We start from the raw sequence: 21,517 nt of genomic DNA on the forward strand, positions 1-21,517 counted from the left end.
AATGGATTTTTTAGTTCAAATAATCTTTTGAGAAGAAAACTGCCACCATTTTAGCGAATATATCCCGGCATCGTTCATATTTCCGGTCATCGCTCATTTATCTTAGCAACCGCTCATATATTCCGGTCATCGCTCATTTATCTCAGCAACCGCTCATATATTCCAGAAATCGCTCATATATTCAAATAATCGCTCATAACCATGAAAATACTCTCTTTCTAGACCCTTGAAAATTGCTTTTTTAAATTAAATGACAATTACAGAAGAAACCTTCCATCATATGCAGAGAATATACCGCCCTTTCAAACGAAACGTACATCCTCCATACTCTTTAGAAATAGAAAAAACCGATTCCCACTTATACTAAAGGGAATCGGTTTTATTGTATATCTTATGCGTTTAAGTCTGCTACAATTGTTTCGTTTTCTACGATAGATTCTTCGTTGATGCGTTCCACATCTGCGCCAAGAGCGGCCAGTTTTCCGTGGAAATTCACATAGCCTCTGTCAAGATGCTTCAATTCGGTAACACGTGTAATACCGTCAGCTACCAATCCGGTTAGGATTAATGCTGCGGCAGCACGTAAATCCGTCGCCGCCACTTCGGCCCCTTGTAATTTAGTCGGTCCGTTCGTAATGACCGAACGGCCTTCAATCTTGATGTCCGCATTCATGCGACGGAATTCTTCCACATGCATGAAACGATTTTCAAAAACCGTTTCCGTGATCATGCTTGTTCCTTCCGCACGTAACGATAATGCCATCATCTGGGATTGCATATCGGTAGGGAAGCCAGGGTGAGGCATCGTTTTGATGTCCACTGCCTTCAATTTTTCCGGTCCAATCACACGCAAACCATCTTCTTCTTCCGTAATCGAAACACCCATTTCTTCCATTTTTGCAATCAAAGAAGATAAGTGTTCAGGAACCGCGCCTTTTACAAGGACGTTTCCGCCTGTAATCGCCGCAGCTGTCATGAAAGTTCCTGCCTCGATACGATCAGGAATAATCGAGTGCTCAGCACCGTACAATTTTTTTACGCCTTCAATTTTAAGTGTCCCTGTTCCTGCACCCTTCACTTTTGCCCCCATTTTATTAAGGAAGTTCGCAAGGTCTACAATTTCAGGTTCTTTTGCTACATTTTCAAGGATAGTCGTTCCCTCTGCAAGGGATGCTGCCATCATAATGTTCTCAGTTGCACCAACACTTGGGAAATCAAGGTACACTCTTGCGCCTTTTAACCTACCATCCACTTCTGCTTCGAGAAAGCCGTTTCCGACTTTAACGGTTGCACCCATAGCTTCAAAGCCTTTTAAGTGCTGGTCAAGCGGACGAGAACCAATTGCACATCCTCCAGGCAAAGCTACGCGTGCCCGGCCGTTTCTTGCTAGTAGGGACCCCATAACCAATACAGAAGCACGCATTTTTCGAACATATTCAAACGGTGCTTCATCGAATAGCTCTTTTGATGCATCTACAGTAACTGTATTATCGTGAAATGCAACCTCGGTGTTGAGGTTACGCAAAACTTCATTGATTGTATATACATCGGAGAGCGTTGGTACGTCTTTAATGATGCTTTTTCCATCACTTGCTAATAATGTTGCAGCGATAACCGGCAAAACGGCGTTTTTTGCGCCTTCGACTTTAACTGTCCCGCTTAGCCTTTTTCCGCCGCGGACGATGATTTTTTCCAAAAGTATTCCCCTCCGCGTCCATTTTCTCTATATTAATATTCAAATGTGACGATTGGTGTGCCAACTACAAAGGTAGTCTTACCGCCCAATCCGTCTGTCCTTAAAGCCAGTTGCAAGTTCAATTCTTCATTAGTTAGCGTTTGTTCAAACATAGATGTCTGCGCGGATACGGAAATGAAACGATCTTCCTTTATGCTTTCAATTTCCCGCGCTTGGAATAATTCTAATAATCTTCCAATTTCATTACGTAAAACCTTTTCAATATTATCATTGATTACGCCTTTAATACAAGAGAAAATTGTAGGATTTTCTCGAAATATGTCGGTTAACCTATTTTGAAAAGTTTTCCCGAAGAAAAGGGCATGCCGATCTTCCCAAGACTGACCCTTTACTTCATATATGATATACGAAACCGGTTCGGTTTTATTGTCGGTCGCCATCAGCTTAATCGACTCTGTCAATCCAGTTCCGGAATTCTTATATTCAGCTTGCGCCTTCCATTCACCTTTGTTTTTATCAACTTCCCATTTAAAATGCGGAAAAGCCTTGCTCAGTTTTTCTATTGCTTTGTTGAAATCTGTCTCACTTCGTATGTCGGTGTTTTTTTCTCTTGCATAAACAGTCCATTCTTCTATTTCTACGTTTCTATCATGCTGCAACCGTTCAGTCATTGTAATGATATCCGTTTTGTTCTTTGCCACAATTGTACTATTCCCAAACATAAAACCTATGAAACCAATAAATACTATGTATGGCAAAAACTTCTTCATTTTGTTTTTCATCTATACCACCCTCTCCTATCTTCTATTTTTTCCAGATAGCAGGGATGCATACTTCAAGTTTATCGTCAGCAATCGACAGGATGCCATTCTCGAATGACAAAATAAAATGAAACAAGACGGATAACACCAAACCTATTAATTTGTTCGTTACAAACTTCACAATAAATCTAGCAAAAAAATAAATAGCTCCTTATTCTTGATTAAACAAATAGGGAAGCTGTCCCGACCAAGAGAGATAATCCAGGAAGAAATTGCTGACAGCTGATCCAATTGCAACGGTGAGAAGAATATATAACACTCGTGCTTTCACAACTGAATTGGACCTTAACAATTTATCAAACTGTAAGGCTTGTAAAGCCCACCAGGTGACGGCAATAAAAAATAAATGTGCCACAATCCCGATCAGTGCCTGTTGGCCCATGGCTGAAAACATAAAGCGACCTCCTTAAAAACAACTCAAATTCTATTGTATCACATACCGGGCAACAAATTGAATGAAAAATTGGAAAAAATTTTACTTTTGTTGGTTTGTTCCATAAAAAAAGGAGCTCTAAAAGCCCCTCTCATCGTTTAATAGCTATTGAAAGAAATTCGAGAAATCATCAAAATTGCTGTGAAGGAAATCAAGCGGCAGGCTCGGAGCAACTCCGAAAACCACGGTGCCTAGCGCACAAACGGTCAGGACAATCGAAATTCCCGCCGGCATTCTCATTTTTTCATTCGTATGGGGCTGCCGGAAAAAAATCTGCGTCAAGATACCAAAATAATAGAAATAAGATATGACAGTCGCCCCCATCATGATGGAAGCTAAAACGTAATGACTGGGTTCGACCGCAAAGGAACCAAGGATAATGTTCAGCTTTCCGATAAACCCGGCTGTTCCCGGAATCCCCGCGAGCGAAAGAATAAAGATCCCCATCAGCACGGCCAGCACCGGCGAACGTTTATAAAGGCCGGCAAACTCTGAAATATCCTCTGATTCCGATTTATCGGTGAGCAGCTGGATGATCGCGAACGCTCCCAAATTCATCAGCATATACGCCAGTAAATAAAACCAAACCGTATCGAATAAAAAGGTTCCCCCGCCCAGGGTGGCCACAGCTACGAGCACATAGCCCGCCTGTGCAATGCTTGAATAAGCAAAAAGGCGTTTTATATTCCGAGACCGCAGCGCGATTACATTCCCGATAATCATCGTCGCACTAGCCAGGAATGCCACATAAACCAGATTCTTTTCAAGGAAGGTAAATGCTCCTGAACTATCACCAGGCGCGGTGATGTACAGATAAATCAAAATGCGGTATATGATTACAAACCCAGCTGTTTTCGAGATGACACTCAGAAATGCTGTGACCGGTGTCGGTGCACCCTGATAAACATCCGGTGCCCACATATGAAATGGGGCCGAAGCTATTTTGAAGGAAAGGCCGACAAGAATCATGAAAAAGGCGAGACCGAATAGGTATTGAAACTGGCTGTCAAAGTTCCCTACCATTCCTTCAGCCATTTCTCTTAAATTCGTCGTGCCTGTCAAACCGTAGAGATAGCTCATCCCGAATAAAGTGACTGCTGTAGAAATACCTCCATTAATGACGTATTTCATGGCCGATTCATTCGATTGAAGGTTCTTTTTTCTCATACCCGCCAATATGTAAGAAGAAATCGACAGCAATTCAAGCCCGACAAACAAAGTAATTAAGTCACCGCTCGAAGACATGATCATCGAACCGAGCAGGGCTGAAAGGAATAAATAATAAAATTCACCGCGGTACTCACCAATGCCTTCGGGCGGTTTATAGCTATGGGCAAGTAAGATGACCAGCGCGGCACCTGCCAGTAAAATCAGTTTAAAAGCAATCGCGAATGAATCTAGCTTAAAGGTGTCATAAAGGATACTTACCGTTTCTTGATTCATTAAACTGAGCAGGCTGACAAAAGCGAGCATGATTCCTGTTAGACCAAACCAGGCGAGCGAACGCCGGTTGAATTGCTTCGGGGCGAACAGGTCCAGAAGCGCGAGCAGGACAGCTGTGCCCAGGATGATAAACTCAGGTGCCATCGCTCCCCAATCATAAGAAAGCATTGTTTCCATATCCATCCCGCATCACCCCCCTAATCCTACCATTATGTTTTTCAATGCTTCCTGCAAGGGCGAACTCAAAATTGTCGGATAAACGCCTATCGCTATACTTAAAGCAAGCAAAACCAACGCAGGCACCCATTCAATTTTTCTAATATCGTAAATTCCTTCGGCTGCCGTATGTTTGAGAGAACCGAACGTTATGCCCAGCACTGCTCTCAGCAAATAAACAGCTGTTAAGATAATGCCGATTGCTCCAATTGCCGCAAGGACCGGTTCTTGCTCAAACAAACCGAGGAAGGCCATAAATTCGCTGACAAACCCGGACATGCCCGGCAAACCAAGTGAAGCCATCGCACCAGCGAGAAGAAATCCGGATGTGATCGGCATATTTTTTGCCAGTCCGCCTAAATCACTGATTGTTGATGTTCCAACCCGTTCATGCATGACACCGACAAGAAAGAATAACAATGCGGCAATTAATCCATGTGACACGACCTGGAATATGGCTCCCTGGATGCCTGCTTCATTCATGGCCCCCACCCCAAGGAGGACAATGCCCATATGGGAAATGGATGAATAAGCGAGTACCATTTTGAAGTCTGTCTGGATTAGTGCCAGAAAAGCTCCATAGAGAAAATTAATAACGCCAAGAATCGCGACGAATAACGCAATTTCCCGGAATTCAACTGGAAAGATCCCCATCCCAAAACGGATTAAACCGAAGGCACCGATTTTCAACAACACCCCCGCATGAAGCATAACAATCGCAGGCGGAGCCTGAACATGCACCTTAAGCATCCATGTATGCAGCGGGAAAATAGGAAGCTTGATACCGAATGCCACGAGTAAGCCAAACAGTAGCGCATACTTCATCGGTTCAGAAATCGGCGCAAACAGCGGAACTCCGCCTACAGTCATAATATGCTGCAACGCTTCAATATTCACAGTACCCGTCCGCGCAAATAACACCATAATTACAATCAGCAGGATCGCTGAACCGAGCCCGTTATACATCAAAAAACTGAAGGCTGCTTTTTCCTTTTCCAGATATCCCCACTTTCCGATTAAAAAGAACATCGGAATCAAGGTGATTTCAAAGAAGATGAAGAAAAGAATCAGATTTTGCGCCGTAAAAACGCCGAGCATTCCAATCTCGAGCAGGAGGAACAGCGTGAAATATCCCTTCCATTCCTTTTTGATATGTATCGAAGCAATGGCCGCAAGCGTTGCAAGCGTTGAGGTCAGGATGACCATGATTAATGAAAACCCGTCGACGGCGAGCTCGTAATCTACCGCAAACAGATTGGGATCATAATTTTTTAAGTTGCCGAACCTAAACCAGTCTGCTTTGATCGAGAACCTTGAAAGCTCTGTTCCTGTAGCGTACTGAAAATAGAGGTACAGCGAAATCAACAAGGGCGGCAATGTACCTAAAAACCCAAGCAATTTAAGGTTTCTTTCGTCAGTCTTCGGAACAATGAGCATGAGCAGCATTCCTAATATGGGGGAGAAAACTAAAAGTGTCAGTAGATTTAAGTTCATCCGAAATACCCCCCTGTGAGCGCAAAGATCACCAGCAGAACCGCTAATCCGAAGAAAGCAATCATTCCGTATACCTGAACCTGCCCGTTCTGAAGCCTTGAGCCAATCCTGCCGAGGCTTTGAACCGTTCCGGTGACAGCATACACAAAGCCTCCGACTATGAATCTATCAACATATGATAAGAAAAGGGCAATCCACCTAGTCAGTGCCACAAATGAAAACTGATACATTTCATCAACAAAGTATTTATTAGTTAACGTTATATAGGCAGTCGAATTTTCCCCGCCCAGCCAATCCCTTGAAATCAAGCGCTTCCCATAGATAAGATAAGCGAGCAAAACCCCGCCCAGTGAAACGAGAGTTGCGGCAATCATGATCCAGCCCGGTGCGTCACTATGCGATTTAGGCAAATACTCATTTCCCTCTGTCAGCCAATCGCCAAGAAATGTGCCGAACCACGGAGTATTCACATAACCGCTGATGATGGCAAGAACACCGAGTACAATCATTGGCAGTGTCATCACTCTTGGAGATTCGTGTACCCTCGTTTGTGAAGTGTTGGCTTCTCCTGTAAAAACCATGAAAAATAAACGGAACATATAAAATGCAGTAAGAAAAGCAGCGAACAAGGCAATCCAGAACAGCCCATGGTTTCCGTGCACCCAGGCCGAAACAAGAATTTCATCCTTACTGAAAAAACCTGAAAATAAAGGTACCCCAGAGATAGCCAATGCTCCAATCAGAAACAGTGGTCCGGTGATTTTGAGCTTTTTCCAGAGTCCTCCCATCTGTTCGATATTCTGCGTATGGACAGCATGGATGACACTTCCTGCCGCCAAAAACAACAATGCTTTAAAAAAAGCATGCGTCATAAGGTGAAACACGCCCGCTACATAACCAGCAGAACCGAGGGCCAGCATCATATAACCAAGCTGGGAAACCGTTGAATACGCGAGCACTTGCTTAATATCTTTCTGGACCAGTCCGATGCTTGCCGCAAAGATAGCGGTGAAGCCTCCCGTGACCGCGACTACCATCATCGCCGTTTCACTCGCCGAGAACAGCGGGAACATCGCGGCAACTAAATATACACCTGCAGCAACCATTGTCGCGGCGTGAATTAACGCCGAAACAGGCGTCGGTCCTTCCATCGCGTCAGGAAGCCATGAATGAAGCGGGAATTGTCCAGACTTTCCGACGGCCCCGACAAAAATCAAGATCGCGGTTAACGTAATCATTTCCGCTGAAATCTCCCCTGCCTGAACAGCCTGGAAGATTACATCATATTCGAAGCTGCCGACCTGCCAGAATAAGAGAATGATACCGATCAATAAACCGACATCCCCGATTCTTGTCATAATAAAAGCTTTTATGGCCGCTTTTTTGGCCTCCTCTTTCTTAAAATAAAAACCAATTAATAAGAATGAGCCTGCTCCTACAAGTTCCCAGAAAAAGTAAAGCTGCAGCAGATTAGGAGCCATAACAAGCCCGAGCATCGCGAATGTAAAGAATCCAAGATACGCATAAAATACCGGGAACCGCTCATCGCCATGCATATATCCTTTTGAATACATATGTACCAAAAAACTGACTAACGATACGATTACTAACATTAAAGCATTTAACTGGTTAATCTCCATTCCCGCCGTTAATTGTACATCCCCTATTGCGAGCCAGCCGGCCTCGGCTTTATAAGTCGGTGCCTGAAAGCGTTCAAATAACACGAGCACGGACCATACGAAAGAAGCAAAGGTGAACAACATTCCTACGTATGAACTGCCTGCTTCTTTTAAACGTTTACCGAATAGAAGAAGGAACAGAAATGAGACAAGCGGGAAAAGCGGTATAAGCCACGCAATCTCCATCATCGTATCAATCCCCTTTTTAAAAAAGCGTAAGCGTCTTGCAAATAAGGAAGACGACTAAAACCGCCACATCGTTATGTCTTCGTCGTTCTGACCCGTTAAAGGAACGTCGACGCCAGTCCATCCTGGGCAAGTCCAAATATTAGTGCTTCATGGAATCCATTTCATCAATATTAACCGTCTTGCGGTTGCGGTATAGCGCCATCAGGATGGCCAGCCCGACTGCTGCTTCCACCGCAGCGATCGTAATCGTAAATAATGAGAAAATCTGGCCGGTTATCGATGGCGTAACTCCGTACTTACTGAAAGCAACCAGGTTGATATTCGCTGCATTCAACATTAGCTCGATGCAAATCAAAACGATGATGACATTTCGTTTTGTCAAAACTCCATATAGCCCGATGCAAAACAAAACGAGCGCCAATACAAGGTAAGCCGATAAAGGTACAAAAGTCATGACTGATCTCCCTCCTCTTCATCATCCTTTTTCGCCAGGATGATAGCCCCCACAAGAGCTACCAATAATAGCACGGACGTTACCTCAAACGGAATGACGTACTTAGAGTATAGCTCGATTCCGATTTGTTCCGTGTTTGATTCATGGAGGGAAGTCTGCTTCTTGGGTATATCCAGATTATAAATGCCCATATACACGGCAAATCCAAATCCTAAGGTAGCAAGAATAACCATTAGTCTCTTCCAAATGCTTACCTTCGGTGCCTCTGCATCATTATGGCGGGTAAGCATGATTCCATACAGCATGATGACCGTAATCGCCCCTGCATAAATCATAATCTGGACAACAGCGACAAATTCGGCCGAAAGCAGTATATAGATGCCGGCAATACTGACAAATGTGAAAGTGAGCGCCACGACCATATGGACAACCTTTGTCAGATTCAATAGAAGTACACCGCAGATAATGGCTACAAGTGAGAGAGAGATAAAGGCTAAAAACTCACCTGACAGGCTCATACTTTATTCTCCTTCCGAATATTTTCGTCATTTTCATCAAGCCACTCCAGATTTTTAAACAGCTCATCCCGGCTATATTCAGCAAGCTCGAAGTTATTCGTCATTACAATGGCCTCAGTGGGGCACACTTCCGTACACAGGTCACATAATATGCAAATCTCGAAATTAATATCATAGGTATCAATGATCTTACCCTTCTTTGCAGGATCAGGATGTTTGTGGCCCGTTAACTGAATGCAATCGGTCGGGCAAATATTCACACATTGGTTACAGACAATACATTTCTCAGGATAAAACTTTTGGATTCCACGAAACCTGTCCGGAAGCGGAAGCGGCTTGTTCGGATAATCATAGGTTACTTTTTTCCGGGTCAGGTTTTTCATTGTATACCCTAACCCCTTCATTAAACCTAGCATTTTATCACCCCTTGCTTTCGTGTAAGCGGCAATGCCCATATTGGCAGGACCAGTTTTGTTGCGGACTTTTCCACTTTTGTTGCTGTTTTTTTCGTTTTGTTGCGGATGCAGGGACTTTTGTTGCGCGAATTCTATTTTTGTTACAAAGCCCTCTTTTTCTTGCGGACTTTTCCACTTTTGTTGCTGTTTTTTTCGTTTTGTTGTGGATGCAGGGACTTTTGTTGCGCGAATTCTGTTTTTGTTGCAAAGCCCTTTTTTTGTTGCGGACATCTCCACTTTTGTTGCTGTTTTTTCGTTTTGTTGCGGATGCAGGGACTTTTGTTGCGCGAATTCTATTTTTGTTGCAACGCCCTCTTTTTCTTGCGGATTTTTCCACTTTTGTTGCTGTTTTTTTCGTTTTGTTGCGGATGCAGGGACTTTTGTTGCGCGAATTCTATTTTTGTTGCAACGCCCTTTTTTTGTTGCGGACTTTTCCACTTTTGTTGCTGTTTTTTTCGTTTTGTTGCGGATGCAGGGACTTTTGTTGCGCGAATTCTGTTTTTGTTGCCGGACCTATTTTCGATGCCTTCACTGTATCTATGCTGCCGGGATGCTAGGTTTGTTGATCATATCGTGCTGAATATCTCCTTTAATATTGCCGTGACGAATATATTCGCTAACGCGACCGGCAGCAGCACCTTCCAGCCGAATTCCATCAGCTGATCAGCCCGGACACGCGGGAAAGTAACCCGAATCCAGATGAGCAGATAGATTACGAGACTGAATTTAAGCGCGAACCAGACCGCGCCTGGAATGAATCCTAAAAACGGAAACGGATTCCATCCACCTAAGAATAATATGGTAGTCAGCGCTGCCATTGCAAACATATACACATATTCCGAAAGCATGAACATCGCCCAGCGAAATCCTGAGTATTCGACATGATAACCCGCAACCAGCTCAGATTCCGCTTCAGGAAGGTCAAAGGGCACTCTGTTCAACTCAGCGACCGAGGCAATTAGAAAAACAATAAAGGCAACCGGCTGCAGGACGATATACCAGATGTTTTCCTGTGCGGCAACGATTTCATTCAGGTTCAAGCTTCCCGTTAACAAGATAATGCCGATGACAGACATGACCAGCGGAATTTCATAAGAGATCATTTGTGCCGCAGCACGCATTCCCCCGATCAGTGAATACTTATTATTCGATGCCCAACCCGCGGTTACCATGCCAACGGTAGTTAAACCGGAAACTGCGATATAATAAAGCAGCCCTACGCCAAGATCGGCAAATTGAAGCCTGTCAGTAAATGGCAATGTCGCAAGCACCATGAATGCCGGTGCAAAGGCAATGATGGGCGCAATGATGTAGAGCGGTTTGTCAGCGGCCTTTGGAATTGTATCTTCCTTGATTAACAGCTTCAAGACATCCGCTACCGTTTGCAGCAGGCCCCACCTGCCGCCAACCTGATTAGGCCCGATCCTCATTTGCATAAAGCCCATTACCTTTCGTTCGGAAAGAATGCCAAAGGTTACAAATCCCAAAACTACGAAAAGGAATATCACTGCTAGAAGAAAAAAGATTCCGAAATTCAAGAGACCAGGAGAGGATTGGAGCAATTCTTGGATCATCAGCCATCTACCTCCCCAAGAACAATATCAATCGCCCCTAAAATCGCTATAAGATTGGCCATATTTTCACCCTTCAGCAGCTTTGGCAGGATCTGCAGATTGTAGAAGGATGGTCTTCTAAATTTCAACCGATAAGGTTCCTTCTTTCCTTCACTTGCTATATAGCAGCCAATTTCACCCCGCGGAGATTCGATTCTTACAAATGCCTCTCCTTTTGGCGCTTTAATGATTTTCGGAACCTTGGCAAGAATCGCGCCCTCGGATGGAAATTGCCGGGCGGCTTGCTCGAGGATTTTCAGTGACTCCTCAATCTCCTCAAGGCGGCAATGATAGCGCGCCCAGGCATCTCCATCCTCCCGGACCGGGATATCGAAATCAAAACGGTCGTAAATCGAGTATGGCTCATTTTTACGTAAATCCCACTTAACACCTGTACATCTTAAATTCGCTCCGCTCAATGAATAATTAATCGCATCTTCCTTCGTGTAAGCTCCGATGCCTTTTACACGGTTCATAAAAATTTCATTCCCGGTAACGAGCTGATGGTACCCTTCCAACTGCTCTCTCATATAAGGAACGAAATCGCGCACCTTTTCAATCCAGCCCTCCGGAGCATCCCATTTAACGCCGCCAACACGCATATAGTTGAAGGTGAGTCTTGCCCCGGACAATTCATTCAACATATTGATTATCATTTCACGTTCCCTAAAAGCATAAAGGAATGGGCTCGTGGCTCCGAGATCAAGCAGATAAGTTCCCCACCATACGAGGTGTGAAGCAACGCGGCCTAATTCCATTGATATGACCCTCAAGTATTCAGCACGATCCGGGATTTCAATATCCATCATCGTTTCCACCGCATGACATAAGACATAATTGTTGGTCATGGCAGCTAAATAATCCATTCGGTCTGTATATGGAATGATTTGTGTATATTGAAGATTCTCAGCCAATTTCTCCGTACCCCGATGCAGATAACCAATTACTGGCGTGGCTTCCTTGATGATTTCGCCGTCAATTTTGATCACTAGCCGAAAAACGCCATGTGTACTGGGGTGCTGCGGACCTACATTAAGAAGCATTTCTTCCGTCCGAATCATATGCTACACCTCCACATCATACGGCTCGTAATCTTTTCGAAGCGGATGTCCAATCCAATCTTCCCCGAGCATGATTCTCTTTAAATCTGGATGGCCTGTAAAATTGATGCCAAGAAGATCATATGCCTCGCATTCAGGCCAATTGGCACCTTCCCACAATCGCACAAGGGATGGAACTTCCGGCTTATTCCGGTCAACCTTCACTTTTAAAGCCACGGCCTGCCGCTTGTTAAATGAATAGAGATGAACGTAAATTTCCATATGTGTTTCGAAGTCAGTGCCATGAATTTCTGACAGATAATTAAAGGCCAGCTGTTCATTATATTTCAAAAACTCAGCTATTTTACTATATGTATCCGGCTTGGCAACCAGGGTGGGAACATCTTTTGAAAGTTTATTAATATAGGATTCTTCAAGGACTTCTTTTCCTAGATGATTTTCGATCACATTTACATATTTATCAAGAAGGGGCTGATTGGGTGATGGTTTTACTTCTGCTGTGGATTCTTCTTCCAGATTGCCTGACAAAGCTGCTTTTGCTCTCGCGGCGGCTGCGGCTTTCGCTTTTGCGGCGGCGATTGCTTTTTTCTTTTCAAGGTCTCCACCATCTGTGGCTTCTCCCTCTGTTTCCTTCGCTTTCATTTTTGCAAGTGCCGCAGCCTTTGCCTTTGCTACAGCGACGGCTTTTTTCTTCGCCAAATCTTCTTCTCCTGCTGGCTCTGCCTCTGCTTCTACACTTTGTTCCTTCGCTTGTTTCCTTGCAAGTGCGGCTGCCTTTGCGGCGGCGGCGGCTGCGACTTTTTTCTTCGCCAAATCTTCTTCTCCTGCTAGCTCTGCCTCTGCTTCTGCACTTTGTTCCTTCGCTTGTTTCCTTGCGAGTGCGGCTGCTTTTGCGGCTGCGGCGGCTGCGGCTTTTTTCTTCGCCAAATCTTCTTCTCCTGCTGGCTCTGCCTCTGCTTCTGCACTTTGTTCCTTCGCTTGTTTCCTTGCGAGTGCGGCTGCTTTTGCGGCGGCTGCCGCGGCTGCTTTTTTCTTCGCCAGATCTTCCTCTCCTGCTGGCTCTGCCTCTGCTTCTGCACTTTGTTCCTTCGCTTGTTTCCTTGCGAGTGCGGCAGCCTTTGCAGCGGCTGCGGCTTCCTTCTTTAATTGTTCGAGGCTTTTTTCATCGCCCATGTCTACATCACCTGCTTCCCGGTTTTTGCTTCATGGCGAATCTTCTCTCTCAATTTATTTATTCCATAAATGAGCGCGGCCGGGTTTGGCGGACAACCCGGTATGTATACATCCACAGGAACAATTTGGTCCACGCCTTTTACAACCGCATATGATTTTATGTACGGGCCTCCCGCAGTTGCGCATGACCCCATTGCGATGACCCATTTGGGCTCGGGCATTTGATCGTATAAACGCCGTAAGATTGGTGCCATCTTTTTCGTAACGGTTCCCGATACAATCATGACATCAGATTGTCTGGGAGAAGTCCTAAAAAATGAGCCAAAACGATCCAAGTCGTAATGAGACGAACCAACGCCCATCATTTCAATCGCACAACAAGCCAGTCCAAACGTCATGGGCCATAGTGAATTACTTCGGGCCCAGGCCTTCACTTGTTCAAGGGTGGTTAAAAAAACGCTGCTGCGCAATTCTTCCATTTCCTCAGCTGTCATTCCATCTAATTTCAGTTCCATTTTAGCACCTTCTTCTTCCATGCATAGACAAGTCCAATGGCAAGCATGAATACGAAAATCAACATCTCGACGAGCGCGAAAATCCCAAGCTTCTCATAAGCCACTGCCCATGGATATAAAAACACGGTTTCCACATCAAAAATGACAAACATCAGTCCGAAAATATAGTAACGTACGTTGAACTGAACCCTGGAATCATGGAAAGGCTCAATTCCACTTTCATAAGTGGTATACTTCGCTTCCGTTGGTTTATACGGCCGAAGCAGCTTACCTATAAAAAGAGCTACTACAGGTAATAACACGCCTAAACATAGAAACACAAAAACTATCAGGTAATTATTCTGATAAATATGTAATCCTTCCATGCCCATCCTCCCTCATTCCATTCCGAAACTATAAGATCCCCATCATTACATCACTGGTTTTATAAGCTATGTAAACGTATACATTATATCACTATGACTTTATATTGTGTAGGCATTGTTTGGAAATTCTGCCTTTCTTTATACTATAATAGTATGCAAGAAAAAAAGCACTATCCATATGATTTATCATCATGGATAGTGCTTTTTGTTAAAAATTTCGCTCCGCAATTGTAATGCGGTTGAGGGCGCGCTTTAATGCAAGCTCCGCTCTCTTTGTATCAATATTGTCCTGTTTATCCTGTAAATTTTTTTCAGCGCGGGTTTGGGCGGCCTTGGCACGCGCGACATCGATGTTTTCCGCTCTCTCAGCTGATTGGGCTAGAATCGTAACGACATCCGGTCGTACTTCAAGAAAACCGCCGTTCACTGCAATATATTCAGTCTGGTTCCCATTTTTCAAACGAACAGCACCGATTTGCAATGGAGCAACCAACGGGACATGGCCTGGTAAAATACCGAGCTCCCCGCTTTGCGCTTTTGTACTAATCATTTCGACTTCAGCATCATATACTGGGCCATCGGGAGTAACAACACTGACTTTTACCGTCTTCATTTAAATACCCTCCTTGGTCCCTTCATTAAGCCATTTGCTTTGCGTTTTCAATGACTTCTTCGATTCTTCCGACAAGACGGAATGCATCTTCAGGAAGATTATCATACTTACCATCGAGAATTTCCTTGAAGCCTTTAACTGTCTCTTTTACCGGTACATAAGAACCTTTTTGCCCAGTGAATTGCTCAGCTACATGGAAGTTCTGCGATAAGAAGAATTGAATACGGCGGGCGCGACCAACAATAAGCTTATCGTCGTCACCAAGCTCATCCATACCAAGGATTGCAATGATATCTTGAAGCTCTTTGTAGCGCTGCAGTGTCTGCTGTACTTGACGGGCCACTTCGTAATGCTCTTCACCGACAATTTCAGGAGAAAGAGCGCGTGAAGTTGAAGCAAGCGGGTCAACCGCCGGGTAGATCCCCATCTCGGAAAGCTTACGCTCAAGGTTTGTTGTCGCATCCAAGTGAGCGAAAGTTGTAGCCGGAGCCGGATCTGTATAGTCATCCGCAGGAACGTAAATCGCTTGAATCGATGTTACAGAACCTACATTTGTAGATGTAATACGTTCTTGTAATTGTCCCATTTCAGTAGCAAGGGTAGGCTGGTAACCTACGGCTGATGGCATACGGCCGAGTAGGGCGGAAACCTCAGAACCCGCTTGTGTGAAACGGAAGATGTTATCGATAAAGAACAAAACGTCCTGTCCTTGGTCATCACGGAAATATTCGGCCATTGTCAGACCTGTCAAGGCAACACGCATACGTGCGCCTGGCGGCTCATTCATTTGTCCGAATACCATCGCTGTTTTCTTGATAACGCCTGAATCAGTCATCTCATGGAAAAGGTCATTTCCTTCACGAGTACGTTCCCCGACGCCGGCAAATACAGAAATACCGCCATGCTCTTGTGCGATGTTATTAATAAGTTCCTGGATTAAAACCGTTTTACCAACACCCGCTCCACCGAATAGACCGATCTTTCCACCTTTAATGTATGGCGCAAGAAGATCAACTACCTTGATACCCGTTTCTAAAATTTCCACTTCTGTAGAAAGTTGTTCAAAGGTTGGCGCCTGTCTGTGGATAGGATCTCTGCGACTATCGGCAGCAACCGGTGTATCCAGGTCGATATTTTCACCAAGTACGTTGAATACACGACCGAGCGTAACATCACCTACTGGTACCGAGATTGGTGCACCACTGTCGATAACATTCGCACCACGAGTTAACCCATCAGTGGATGACATCGCAACTGTACGGACTGTATCGTCCCCTAAATGAAGGGCTACTTCAAGTGTTAAACCAGTGCCAGACGCTGTATCTTCCACTTTTAAAGCATTGTAGATTTGAGGAAGCTGACCGCTCTCGAATTTAACGTCAACAACCGGACCCATAACTTGGGTAATGCGTCCTTTATTCATCTTGTTCCCTCCTAACATTACTTATCAAACCGGCATTCGGAGGCCACTAGTACTTTGCCCCCACAGCCCTAATACGTGTTTTATTCTATTCCAATGCAGCTGCGCCGCCAACAATCTCAGTGATTTCCTGTGTAATTGCAGCCTGACGGGCACGGTTGTATACCAATGATAGGCTGTCGATCAAATCTGCCGCGTTATCCGTTGCATTTTTCATTGCCGTCATACGAGCGGCATGCTCACTTGCTTTGCCATCCAATAATGCGCCATAAATCAAACTTTCCGCATATTGAGGAAGTAGGATTTCTAAAATCTCTTCTGCCGATGGCTCAAATTCATACGAAGTCAATCCCCCGGAAGCCTCGATATCCGTTAACGGAAGAAGCTTCTTCTCGGTAACATCCTGCTGAATGGCGCTGACATAATGGTTATAGTACATGTATAGTTCATCATAAACACCTTCAGAGAACAAACCGACTGCAGACTTTGCGAGTTCACTGATATCAGCGAAAGAAGGCTGGTCAGAAATCCCAACGATTTCAAGCTCTACATTCATATTGCGGCTTACAAAGAAATCACGGCCTACTCTGCCGATTGCAATGATTGCATACTCATCCGGTGAATTATGACGATTCTTTATCGTTTGGAAGACATGGCGCAGGATACTGCTGTTATAAGCTCCTGCCAAGCCCCGGTCCGACGTGATGACCAGGTAGCCGGTCTTTTTAACTGGACGGGATACCAGCATTGCATGCGAGGATCCACTGCTGCCGCTCGCGATACTTGCTACAACTTCCTGGATTTTTTCCATGTACGGGACAAATGCTTTCGCGTTTGATTCGGCACGGCTCCATTTAGAGGCAGAGACCATCTGCATCGCTTTCGTAATCTGGCTTGTTTTTTTCGTCGAATTTATACGACTTTTTATATCACGTAATGATGCCATTCATTTTCACCACCTTTTTACAATTTTTAGACCGATTACTCAGAAATAGCGAAAGTCTTTTTAAACTCGCTAATTGCGGCAACAATTTCATCCTCTTTCGGCAGCTCGCCTGTTGTACGGATGTGGTCTAATACTTGCTGGTGGTTATGGTCTAGATAGCTATAAAAATCATCTTCAAAACGGCGGATATCCACAACAGGAATATCATCTAAGTGACCGCGTGTTAAAGCAAAAAGAATCATAACTTGCTTTTCTACCTTAATCGGCTTGTTTAAATCCTGCTTTAGCACTTCAACGGTACGCGCACCGCGGTTAAGTTTGGCTTGTGTAGCTTTATCAAGATCAGATCCGAACTGAGAGAAAGCTTCCAATTCACGGAAAGCAGCAAGGTCGAGACGCAGTGTACCTGCAACCTTCTTCATCGCCTTGATTTGCGCAGAACCACCAACACGTGATACGGAAAGACCAGCGTTGATCGCAGGACGCACACCCGAGAAGAACAAGTCGGACTGTAAGAAAATTTGTCCATCTGTGATGGAGATAACGTTTGTTGGAATATAAGCGGAGATATCCCCTGCTTGCGTTTCAACGAATGGAAGAGCGGTAATCGAGCCTGCTCCATGAGTATCGTTCAGCTTAGCCGCGCGTTCCAATAAGCGGGAGTGCAAGTAGAATACATCCCCTGGGAAAGCTTCACGGCCTGGCGGACGGCGAAGTAACAGCGAAAGTTCACGGTATGCAGAGGCCTGCTTAGAAAGATCATCATAAACAATCAGAACATGCTTTCCGTTGAACATGAATTCTTCAGCCATAGAAACACCGGCATAAGGAGCCAGATAAAGAAGCGGAGCCGGTTGGGATGCAGATGCTGTTACCACGATTGTGTAGTCAAGGGCACCATGCTTACGAAGAGTTTCAACAGTTCCGCGAACCGTGGATTCTTTTTGGCCGATCGCAACATATATACAGATCATGTTTTGGTCTGCCTGGTTTAAGATTGTATCGATTGCAACAGAGGTTTTACCCGTTTGGCGGTCTCCGATGATTAATTCACGTTGTCCGCGTCCGATTGGCACAAGTGCATCGATCGCTTTAATACCTGTTTGCAATGGCTCATGAACAGATTTACGGTCCATAACCCCAGTTGCCGGGCTTTCGATTGGACGAGTTTTCGTAGTGTTGATTGGCCCAAGACCGTCTACCGGTTGTCCAAGCGGATTTACTACACGTCCGACTAATTCTTCACCTACCGGTACTTCCATGATGCGTCCGGTACGGCGAACCTCGCTGCCTTCTCGAATTTCGCTGTAAGGTCCAAGAATAACGATACCAACGTTATTTTCTTCAAGGTTTTGTGCCATACCCATGCTGCCATTTGAGAATTCGACGAGTTCTCCAGCCATGACATTATCTAAACCATGAACGCGTGCGATACCATCACCCACAACGATTACAGTACCGACGTCGCTTACTTGAATTTCCGACTGATAATTTTCAATCTGTTTTTTAATCAGTGCACTAATTTCTTCAGCTTTGATGCTCATGAATTTCACCCCTATCTAATGAATGTTAACCTAACAGTCCTCTTTCAAGACGTTCAAGCTTACCGCTTACGCTTCCGTCAAAAATGCGGTTGCCGATGCGCAGCTTAATTCCGCCCAGAACACTGCGGTCTACAATATTTTCAATTCGTAATGTTCGTTTTCCCACTTTAGCTGCAAATGCAGAAGAAACGGCTTCCCGTTCACTGTTGGTTAACGGGCGCACAGAATAAACAAGCGCTTCTGCCACCGACTTTTCTTCATTAGCAAGCTCAATAAATTCAAGGGCCATCTGTGAAATCACATCTGTGCGATGGCGGTCCGTCATCAACAACAGTGTATTCTTCACCTGGCTTGATAGATTTGCGAACGCTTCATCAATCAACTGCCTCTTTGCTTCAGCAGAAACTTTCGGATGCTGCAGGAAGGTCTCAAGTTCGTTGCTTGTTGAAAATACTTCTTTAACTGTCCGGAGCTCTTCCTCTATTGAATCTAGGAGATTTTGCTCTTTGGCTATTTCGAAGAGAGCTACGGCATAACGCTTCGCTACTGAAGTATCACTCATCGCTCTTCTCCTGCCTCTTGGATGTACTCATTGATCAATTTTTCCTGATCGGCTTCTGAAAGTTCTCTTTCAATAACTTTGGAAGCAATCAATACGGATAGGGAAGCAACCTGCTCGCGTAATGCCGCAACCGCTTTTTCCTTTTCCTGCACGATTTCACGTTTCGCCGATTCTTTCAAACGATCAGCTTCAGAACGTGCCGCTGTGATAATATCCTCACGCTGCACTTCGCCTTGTTTTTTTGCGTTTTCGATAAGCTGTCCAGCTTCTACACGCGATTGTTTTAGCAATTCACGCTGTTCTTCTAAATGCCTGCTCGCTTCCGCTCTGCTCGCTTCCGCCGCCTTTATTTCTTCTGCAACGTGTTCTTCACGTTGTGTCATGATGCCCATTAACGGACCCCATGCATATTTCTTAAGTAACGCTAACAAAACGAGGAACATGGCAAGCTGGAATAAAATATCCCCACCATTAAAGCCGCCTGCTGATGCCCCCAATACTAAACCATTTGTTAACACGCGATTCACTCCCTTCAGAAGTTATTAATACGCCGAGTAAAATTTTTCTTATAACGAACGTTTATTAAACACTGTATAGGAAATACTGTGAGTTATGGACATAAAGGAATGGCGAAGGTTCACATGGAACGCACTTCGCCATTTTTGAATTGTGAAAAGTTCTATTATTGACCTACTACCATGAACGCGATAACTACCGCGATAATAGGCATCGCCTCTACTAGACCTACCCCGATGAACATTGTTGTTTGAAGCATGCCGCGAGCTTCAGGCTGGCGAGCGATACCTTCTACTGTTCTAGAAACGATAAGACCATTACCAATACCTGCACCTAGTGCTGCTAAACCAATTGCGATTGCTGCTGCTATAAGACCCATTATAAATATCCTCCTTAAGTTGTTTGCATTTTTTTTATTATTTTAGTTCATAATGAACTTATATTAATGGTCGGAACTGACTTTGTGAGCCAGGTAAACCATTGTTAACGTAACGAAAATGAACGATTGGATGGCCCCTACGAAAATACTGTATCCCATCCAGACGATTGTAGGGATGATTGCCCCTATCAATCCAAGGAAACCACTTGCAGCCAATGTTCCCGCCAATAAACCAAGCAGAACTTCACCAGCGTAAATGTTACCGTATAAACGCAAACCGAGAGTCAGTGTATTTGAAAACTCCTCGATTAATGTCATTGGGTTTTTATAGGCTTTGAGATAACCCTTGAAGCCTTTCATTTGGATTCCGTAAAAGTGCGTTAAAGCTATAACCATAACTGCGAGAGTTAATGTTACAACCGGATCGGCTGTCGGCGATTTCCACCATAGATAATGATCGTATACAACCGCAAATGGAAGTCCCAGCATATTCGACACGAATAGATACATGAGCAAGGTCATGCCTAGTAATTGGAAGCGTCCACCCGTTTTCCAATCCATCGAACTACTTATCATGTTTTTAACAAAATCCATGACCCATTCCATAAAATTCTGCATGCCCGTCGGTTCCATCGCAAGCTTTCGGGTACTAAGGACAGCGATTAAAAACACAACCGCGGTTGCGACAGTAATCATTAAAATATTACTCAGGTTAAAGGTTAACCCCATAAATTCAGTTGTTGGTGATAAATGATTCAACGATATTCACCTCTCTTCCCCACTATCGACGTTTTAACTGTATGAGAAAATCTATAGCAATGACAATATAAGCTGTCATTAATCCCAACACCACACTGATTAAATTGAATTGTTGGGGATATGCGAGCGCAATAATCGCAGCAAGGGCGGCAGACGCCATCCTGGACATCGTCCCTAATGACCTGAACTTCCCCCCAGAGCTAATAGCTGCATTAAATGCGTACATTCTCCGCATGATCAGCCATAAATTAAAAAAGCTGAAAGCCACGCCAAGTGCTAATCCCGCAAAAATAGTCCGGAAATCAGTGAATCCCCATCCGAGGACGCAAATCGCCAGGAGATAAAGTAGATATTTAAGATGCCTGTTAAACATTAGCTGCATTTCTGGCATATTTTGAATGAGTCTCCCGAGAAATATATTGTTGAACAGTGCGGAGAATTGCATAAATATCTGCAAAAAGTCCAAAAGAGGACAATTTGATGACTAGACTTTTGGTTCCTTGCGGTTGATTAGTAGGAGGATATAAATATTTCCACTATGTATAGATGGAAAAATGAAAACCTTCTCATTTATATCCTTTGTTAGCATACAATAGGCTTATATTAATGTCAACGAATCCATAGTGAAATTTGTCACAACTTCGAAATCGTTA

Annotated in this window: 23 protein-coding genes; all 23 read right to left on the reverse strand. The window is 44.4% G+C overall.

Going from position 1 to position 21,517, the window contains the following annotated elements; translation table 11 throughout:
• Window positions 1–391: 391 nt before the first annotated feature.
• Window positions 392–1,696, reverse strand: a complete 1,305-nt coding sequence (gene murA, locus D0463_RS10535) for a UDP-N-acetylglucosamine 1-carboxyvinyltransferase (protein ID WP_117307368.1) — start codon at window positions 1,694–1,696, stop codon at window positions 392–394.
• 32 nt (window positions 1,697–1,728) lie between these two features.
• Window positions 1,729–2,478 (reverse strand): YwmB family TATA-box binding protein, encoded by a 750-nt coding sequence (locus D0463_RS10540; protein ID WP_117307369.1) that lies wholly within the window; start codon window positions 2,476–2,478, stop codon window positions 1,729–1,731.
• A 190-nt stretch (window positions 2,479–2,668) separates the two neighbouring features.
• The gene (locus D0463_RS10545) at window positions 2,669–2,911 is read right to left on the reverse strand and encodes a DUF1146 family protein (protein WP_117307370.1); all 243 of its coding nucleotides are present in this window, start codon (window positions 2,909–2,911) and stop codon (window positions 2,669–2,671) included.
• 144 nt (window positions 2,912–3,055) lie between these two features.
• Window positions 3,056–4,576 carry an NADH-quinone oxidoreductase subunit NuoN gene (gene nuoN / locus D0463_RS10550; RefSeq protein WP_117307371.1) on the reverse strand — a complete coding sequence of 507 codons (1,521 nt, stop codon included), beginning with the start codon at window positions 4,574–4,576 and terminating at the stop codon, window positions 3,056–3,058.
• Window positions 4,577–4,582: 6 nt separating this feature from the next.
• Window positions 4,583–6,103, reverse strand: a complete 1,521-nt coding sequence (locus D0463_RS10555; protein ID WP_117307372.1) for an NADH-quinone oxidoreductase subunit M — start codon at window positions 6,101–6,103, stop codon at window positions 4,583–4,585.
• Window positions 6,100–7,971 (reverse strand): NADH-quinone oxidoreductase subunit L, encoded by a 1,872-nt coding sequence (gene nuoL / locus D0463_RS10560; protein ID WP_117307373.1) that lies wholly within the window; start codon window positions 7,969–7,971, stop codon window positions 6,100–6,102. The genes D0463_RS10555 and nuoL overlap by 4 nt, the downstream gene beginning before the upstream one ends.
• Window positions 7,972–8,110: 139 nt before the next feature.
• Complete coding sequence (gene nuoK / locus D0463_RS10565) at window positions 8,111–8,425, reverse strand: NADH-quinone oxidoreductase subunit NuoK (protein ID WP_117307374.1); 315 nt, start codon at window positions 8,423–8,425, stop codon at window positions 8,111–8,113.
• Window positions 8,422–8,943: an NADH-quinone oxidoreductase subunit J gene (locus D0463_RS10570; protein WP_117307375.1), complete on the reverse strand. Its 522-nt coding sequence runs from the start codon at window positions 8,941–8,943 to the stop codon at window positions 8,422–8,424. The genes nuoK and D0463_RS10570 overlap by 4 nt, the downstream gene beginning before the upstream one ends.
• Window positions 8,940–9,359: an NADH-quinone oxidoreductase subunit NuoI gene (gene nuoI / locus D0463_RS10575; RefSeq protein ID WP_117307410.1), complete on the reverse strand. Its 420-nt coding sequence runs from the start codon at window positions 9,357–9,359 to the stop codon at window positions 8,940–8,942. Before nuoI ends, D0463_RS10570 begins: the two co-directional genes overlap by 4 nt.
• Before the next feature lie 605 nt (window positions 9,360–9,964).
• Window positions 9,965–10,972 carry an NADH-quinone oxidoreductase subunit NuoH gene (nuoH, locus tag D0463_RS10580; RefSeq protein WP_117307376.1) on the reverse strand — a complete coding sequence of 336 codons (1,008 nt, stop codon included), beginning with the start codon at window positions 10,970–10,972 and terminating at the stop codon, window positions 9,965–9,967.
• Complete coding sequence (locus tag D0463_RS10585) at window positions 10,972–12,072, reverse strand: NADH-quinone oxidoreductase subunit D (RefSeq protein WP_117307377.1); 1,101 nt, start codon at window positions 12,070–12,072, stop codon at window positions 10,972–10,974. Before D0463_RS10585 ends, nuoH begins: the two co-directional genes overlap by 1 nt.
• Window positions 12,073–12,075: 3 nt before the next feature.
• Entirely contained in the window at window positions 12,076–13,245 is a 1,170-nt protein-coding gene (locus D0463_RS10590) for an NADH-quinone oxidoreductase subunit C (RefSeq protein WP_117307378.1), read from the reverse strand.
• Window positions 13,246–13,247: 2 nt separating this feature from the next.
• Window positions 13,248–13,760: a NuoB/complex I 20 kDa subunit family protein gene (locus D0463_RS10595; protein ID WP_117307379.1), complete on the reverse strand. Its 513-nt coding sequence runs from the start codon at window positions 13,758–13,760 to the stop codon at window positions 13,248–13,250.
• Window positions 13,751–14,125, reverse strand: a complete 375-nt coding sequence (locus D0463_RS10600; protein WP_117307380.1) for an NADH-quinone oxidoreductase subunit A — start codon at window positions 14,123–14,125, stop codon at window positions 13,751–13,753. Before D0463_RS10600 ends, D0463_RS10595 begins: the two co-directional genes overlap by 10 nt.
• Before the next feature lie 208 nt (window positions 14,126–14,333).
• Window positions 14,334–14,738, reverse strand: a complete 405-nt coding sequence (locus D0463_RS10605) for a F0F1 ATP synthase subunit epsilon (RefSeq protein ID WP_117307381.1) — start codon at window positions 14,736–14,738, stop codon at window positions 14,334–14,336.
• A 25-nt stretch (window positions 14,739–14,763) separates the two neighbouring features.
• Window positions 14,764–16,161, reverse strand: a complete 1,398-nt coding sequence (gene atpD / locus D0463_RS10610) for a F0F1 ATP synthase subunit beta (RefSeq protein WP_117307382.1) — start codon at window positions 16,159–16,161, stop codon at window positions 14,764–14,766.
• Between the two features lie 85 nt (window positions 16,162–16,246).
• A complete protein-coding gene (locus D0463_RS10615; RefSeq protein WP_117307383.1) occupies window positions 16,247–17,104 on the reverse strand; it encodes a F0F1 ATP synthase subunit gamma in 858 nt (285 codons plus the stop codon).
• Window positions 17,105–17,139: 35 nt separating this feature from the next.
• The gene (atpA, locus tag D0463_RS10620) at window positions 17,140–18,648 is read right to left on the reverse strand and encodes a F0F1 ATP synthase subunit alpha (protein WP_117307384.1); all 1,509 of its coding nucleotides are present in this window, start codon (window positions 18,646–18,648) and stop codon (window positions 17,140–17,142) included.
• 25 nt (window positions 18,649–18,673) lie between these two features.
• The gene (locus D0463_RS10625) at window positions 18,674–19,210 is read right to left on the reverse strand and encodes a F0F1 ATP synthase subunit delta (RefSeq protein ID WP_117307385.1); all 537 of its coding nucleotides are present in this window, start codon (window positions 19,208–19,210) and stop codon (window positions 18,674–18,676) included.
• Window positions 19,207–19,728, reverse strand: coding sequence for a F0F1 ATP synthase subunit B (gene atpF / locus D0463_RS10630; protein ID WP_117307386.1), 522 nt, complete (start codon window positions 19,726–19,728; stop codon window positions 19,207–19,209). The genes D0463_RS10625 and atpF overlap by 4 nt, the downstream gene beginning before the upstream one ends.
• A gap of 164 nt (window positions 19,729–19,892) precedes the next feature.
• On the reverse strand, window positions 19,893–20,105 hold the full coding sequence (gene atpE, locus D0463_RS10635; protein ID WP_117307387.1) for a F0F1 ATP synthase subunit C: 213 nt from the start codon (window positions 20,103–20,105) through the stop codon (window positions 19,893–19,895).
• Window positions 20,106–20,168: 63 nt separating this feature from the next.
• Complete coding sequence (atpB, locus tag D0463_RS10640; RefSeq protein WP_117307388.1) at window positions 20,169–20,864, reverse strand: F0F1 ATP synthase subunit A; 696 nt, start codon at window positions 20,862–20,864, stop codon at window positions 20,169–20,171.
• A gap of 22 nt (window positions 20,865–20,886) precedes the next feature.
• Window positions 20,887–21,255 carry an ATP synthase subunit I gene (locus D0463_RS10645; protein WP_117307389.1) on the reverse strand — a complete coding sequence of 123 codons (369 nt, stop codon included), beginning with the start codon at window positions 21,253–21,255 and terminating at the stop codon, window positions 20,887–20,889.
• Window positions 21,256–21,517 lie beyond the last annotated feature (262 nt).

Source organism: Bacillus sp. V59.32b (genome assembly GCF_003429085.1).
GTDB lineage: Bacteria > Bacillota > Bacilli > Bacillales > DSM-1321 > Peribacillus.

Coding starts and splice junctions, on each gene's coding strand:
- D0463_RS10540 (WP_117307369.1), bottom strand. CDS start 2,478: ATGAAAAACAAAATGAAGAAGTTTTTGCCATACATAGTATTTATTGGT.
- D0463_RS10545 (WP_117307370.1), bottom strand. CDS start 2,911: ATGTTTTCAGCCATGGGCCAACAGGCACTGATCGGGATTGTGGCACAT.
- nuoN (WP_117307371.1), bottom strand. CDS start 4,576: ATGGATATGGAAACAATGCTTTCTTATGATTGGGGAGCGATGGCACCT.
- D0463_RS10555 (WP_117307372.1), bottom strand. CDS start 6,103: ATGAACTTAAATCTACTGACACTTTTAGTTTTCTCCCCCATATTAGGA.
- nuoL (WP_117307373.1), bottom strand. CDS start 7,971: ATGATGGAGATTGCGTGGCTTATACCGCTTTTCCCGCTTGTCTCATTT.
- nuoK (WP_117307374.1), bottom strand. CDS start 8,425: ATGACTTTTGTACCTTTATCGGCTTACCTTGTATTGGCGCTCGTTTTG.
- D0463_RS10570 (WP_117307375.1), bottom strand. CDS start 8,943: ATGAGCCTGTCAGGTGAGTTTTTAGCCTTTATCTCTCTCTCACTTGTA.
- nuoI (WP_117307410.1), bottom strand. CDS start 9,359: ATGCTAGGTTTAATGAAGGGGTTAGGGTATACAATGAAAAACCTGACC.
- nuoH (WP_117307376.1), bottom strand. CDS start 10,972: ATGATCCAAGAATTGCTCCAATCCTCTCCTGGTCTCTTGAATTTCGGA.
- D0463_RS10585 (WP_117307377.1), bottom strand. CDS start 12,072: ATGATTCGGACGGAAGAAATGCTTCTTAATGTAGGTCCGCAGCACCCC.
- D0463_RS10590 (WP_117307378.1), bottom strand. CDS start 13,245: ATGGGCGATGAAAAAAGCCTCGAACAATTAAAGAAGGAAGCCGCAGCC.
- D0463_RS10595 (WP_117307379.1), bottom strand. CDS start 13,760: ATGGAACTGAAATTAGATGGAATGACAGCTGAGGAAATGGAAGAATTG.
- D0463_RS10600 (WP_117307380.1), bottom strand. CDS start 14,125: ATGGAAGGATTACATATTTATCAGAATAATTACCTGATAGTTTTTGTG.
- D0463_RS10605 (WP_117307381.1), bottom strand. CDS start 14,738: ATGAAGACGGTAAAAGTCAGTGTTGTTACTCCCGATGGCCCAGTATAT.
- atpD (WP_117307382.1), bottom strand. CDS start 16,161: ATGAATAAAGGACGCATTACCCAAGTTATGGGTCCGGTTGTTGACGTT.
- D0463_RS10615 (WP_117307383.1), bottom strand. CDS start 17,104: ATGGCATCATTACGTGATATAAAAAGTCGTATAAATTCGACGAAAAAA.
- atpA (WP_117307384.1), bottom strand. CDS start 18,648: ATGAGCATCAAAGCTGAAGAAATTAGTGCACTGATTAAAAAACAGATT.
- D0463_RS10625 (WP_117307385.1), bottom strand. CDS start 19,210: ATGAGTGATACTTCAGTAGCGAAGCGTTATGCCGTAGCTCTCTTCGAA.
- atpE (WP_117307387.1), bottom strand. CDS start 20,105: ATGGGTCTTATAGCAGCAGCAATCGCAATTGGTTTAGCAGCACTAGGT.
- D0463_RS10645 (WP_117307389.1), bottom strand. CDS start 21,255: ATGCCAGAAATGCAGCTAATGTTTAACAGGCATCTTAAATATCTACTT.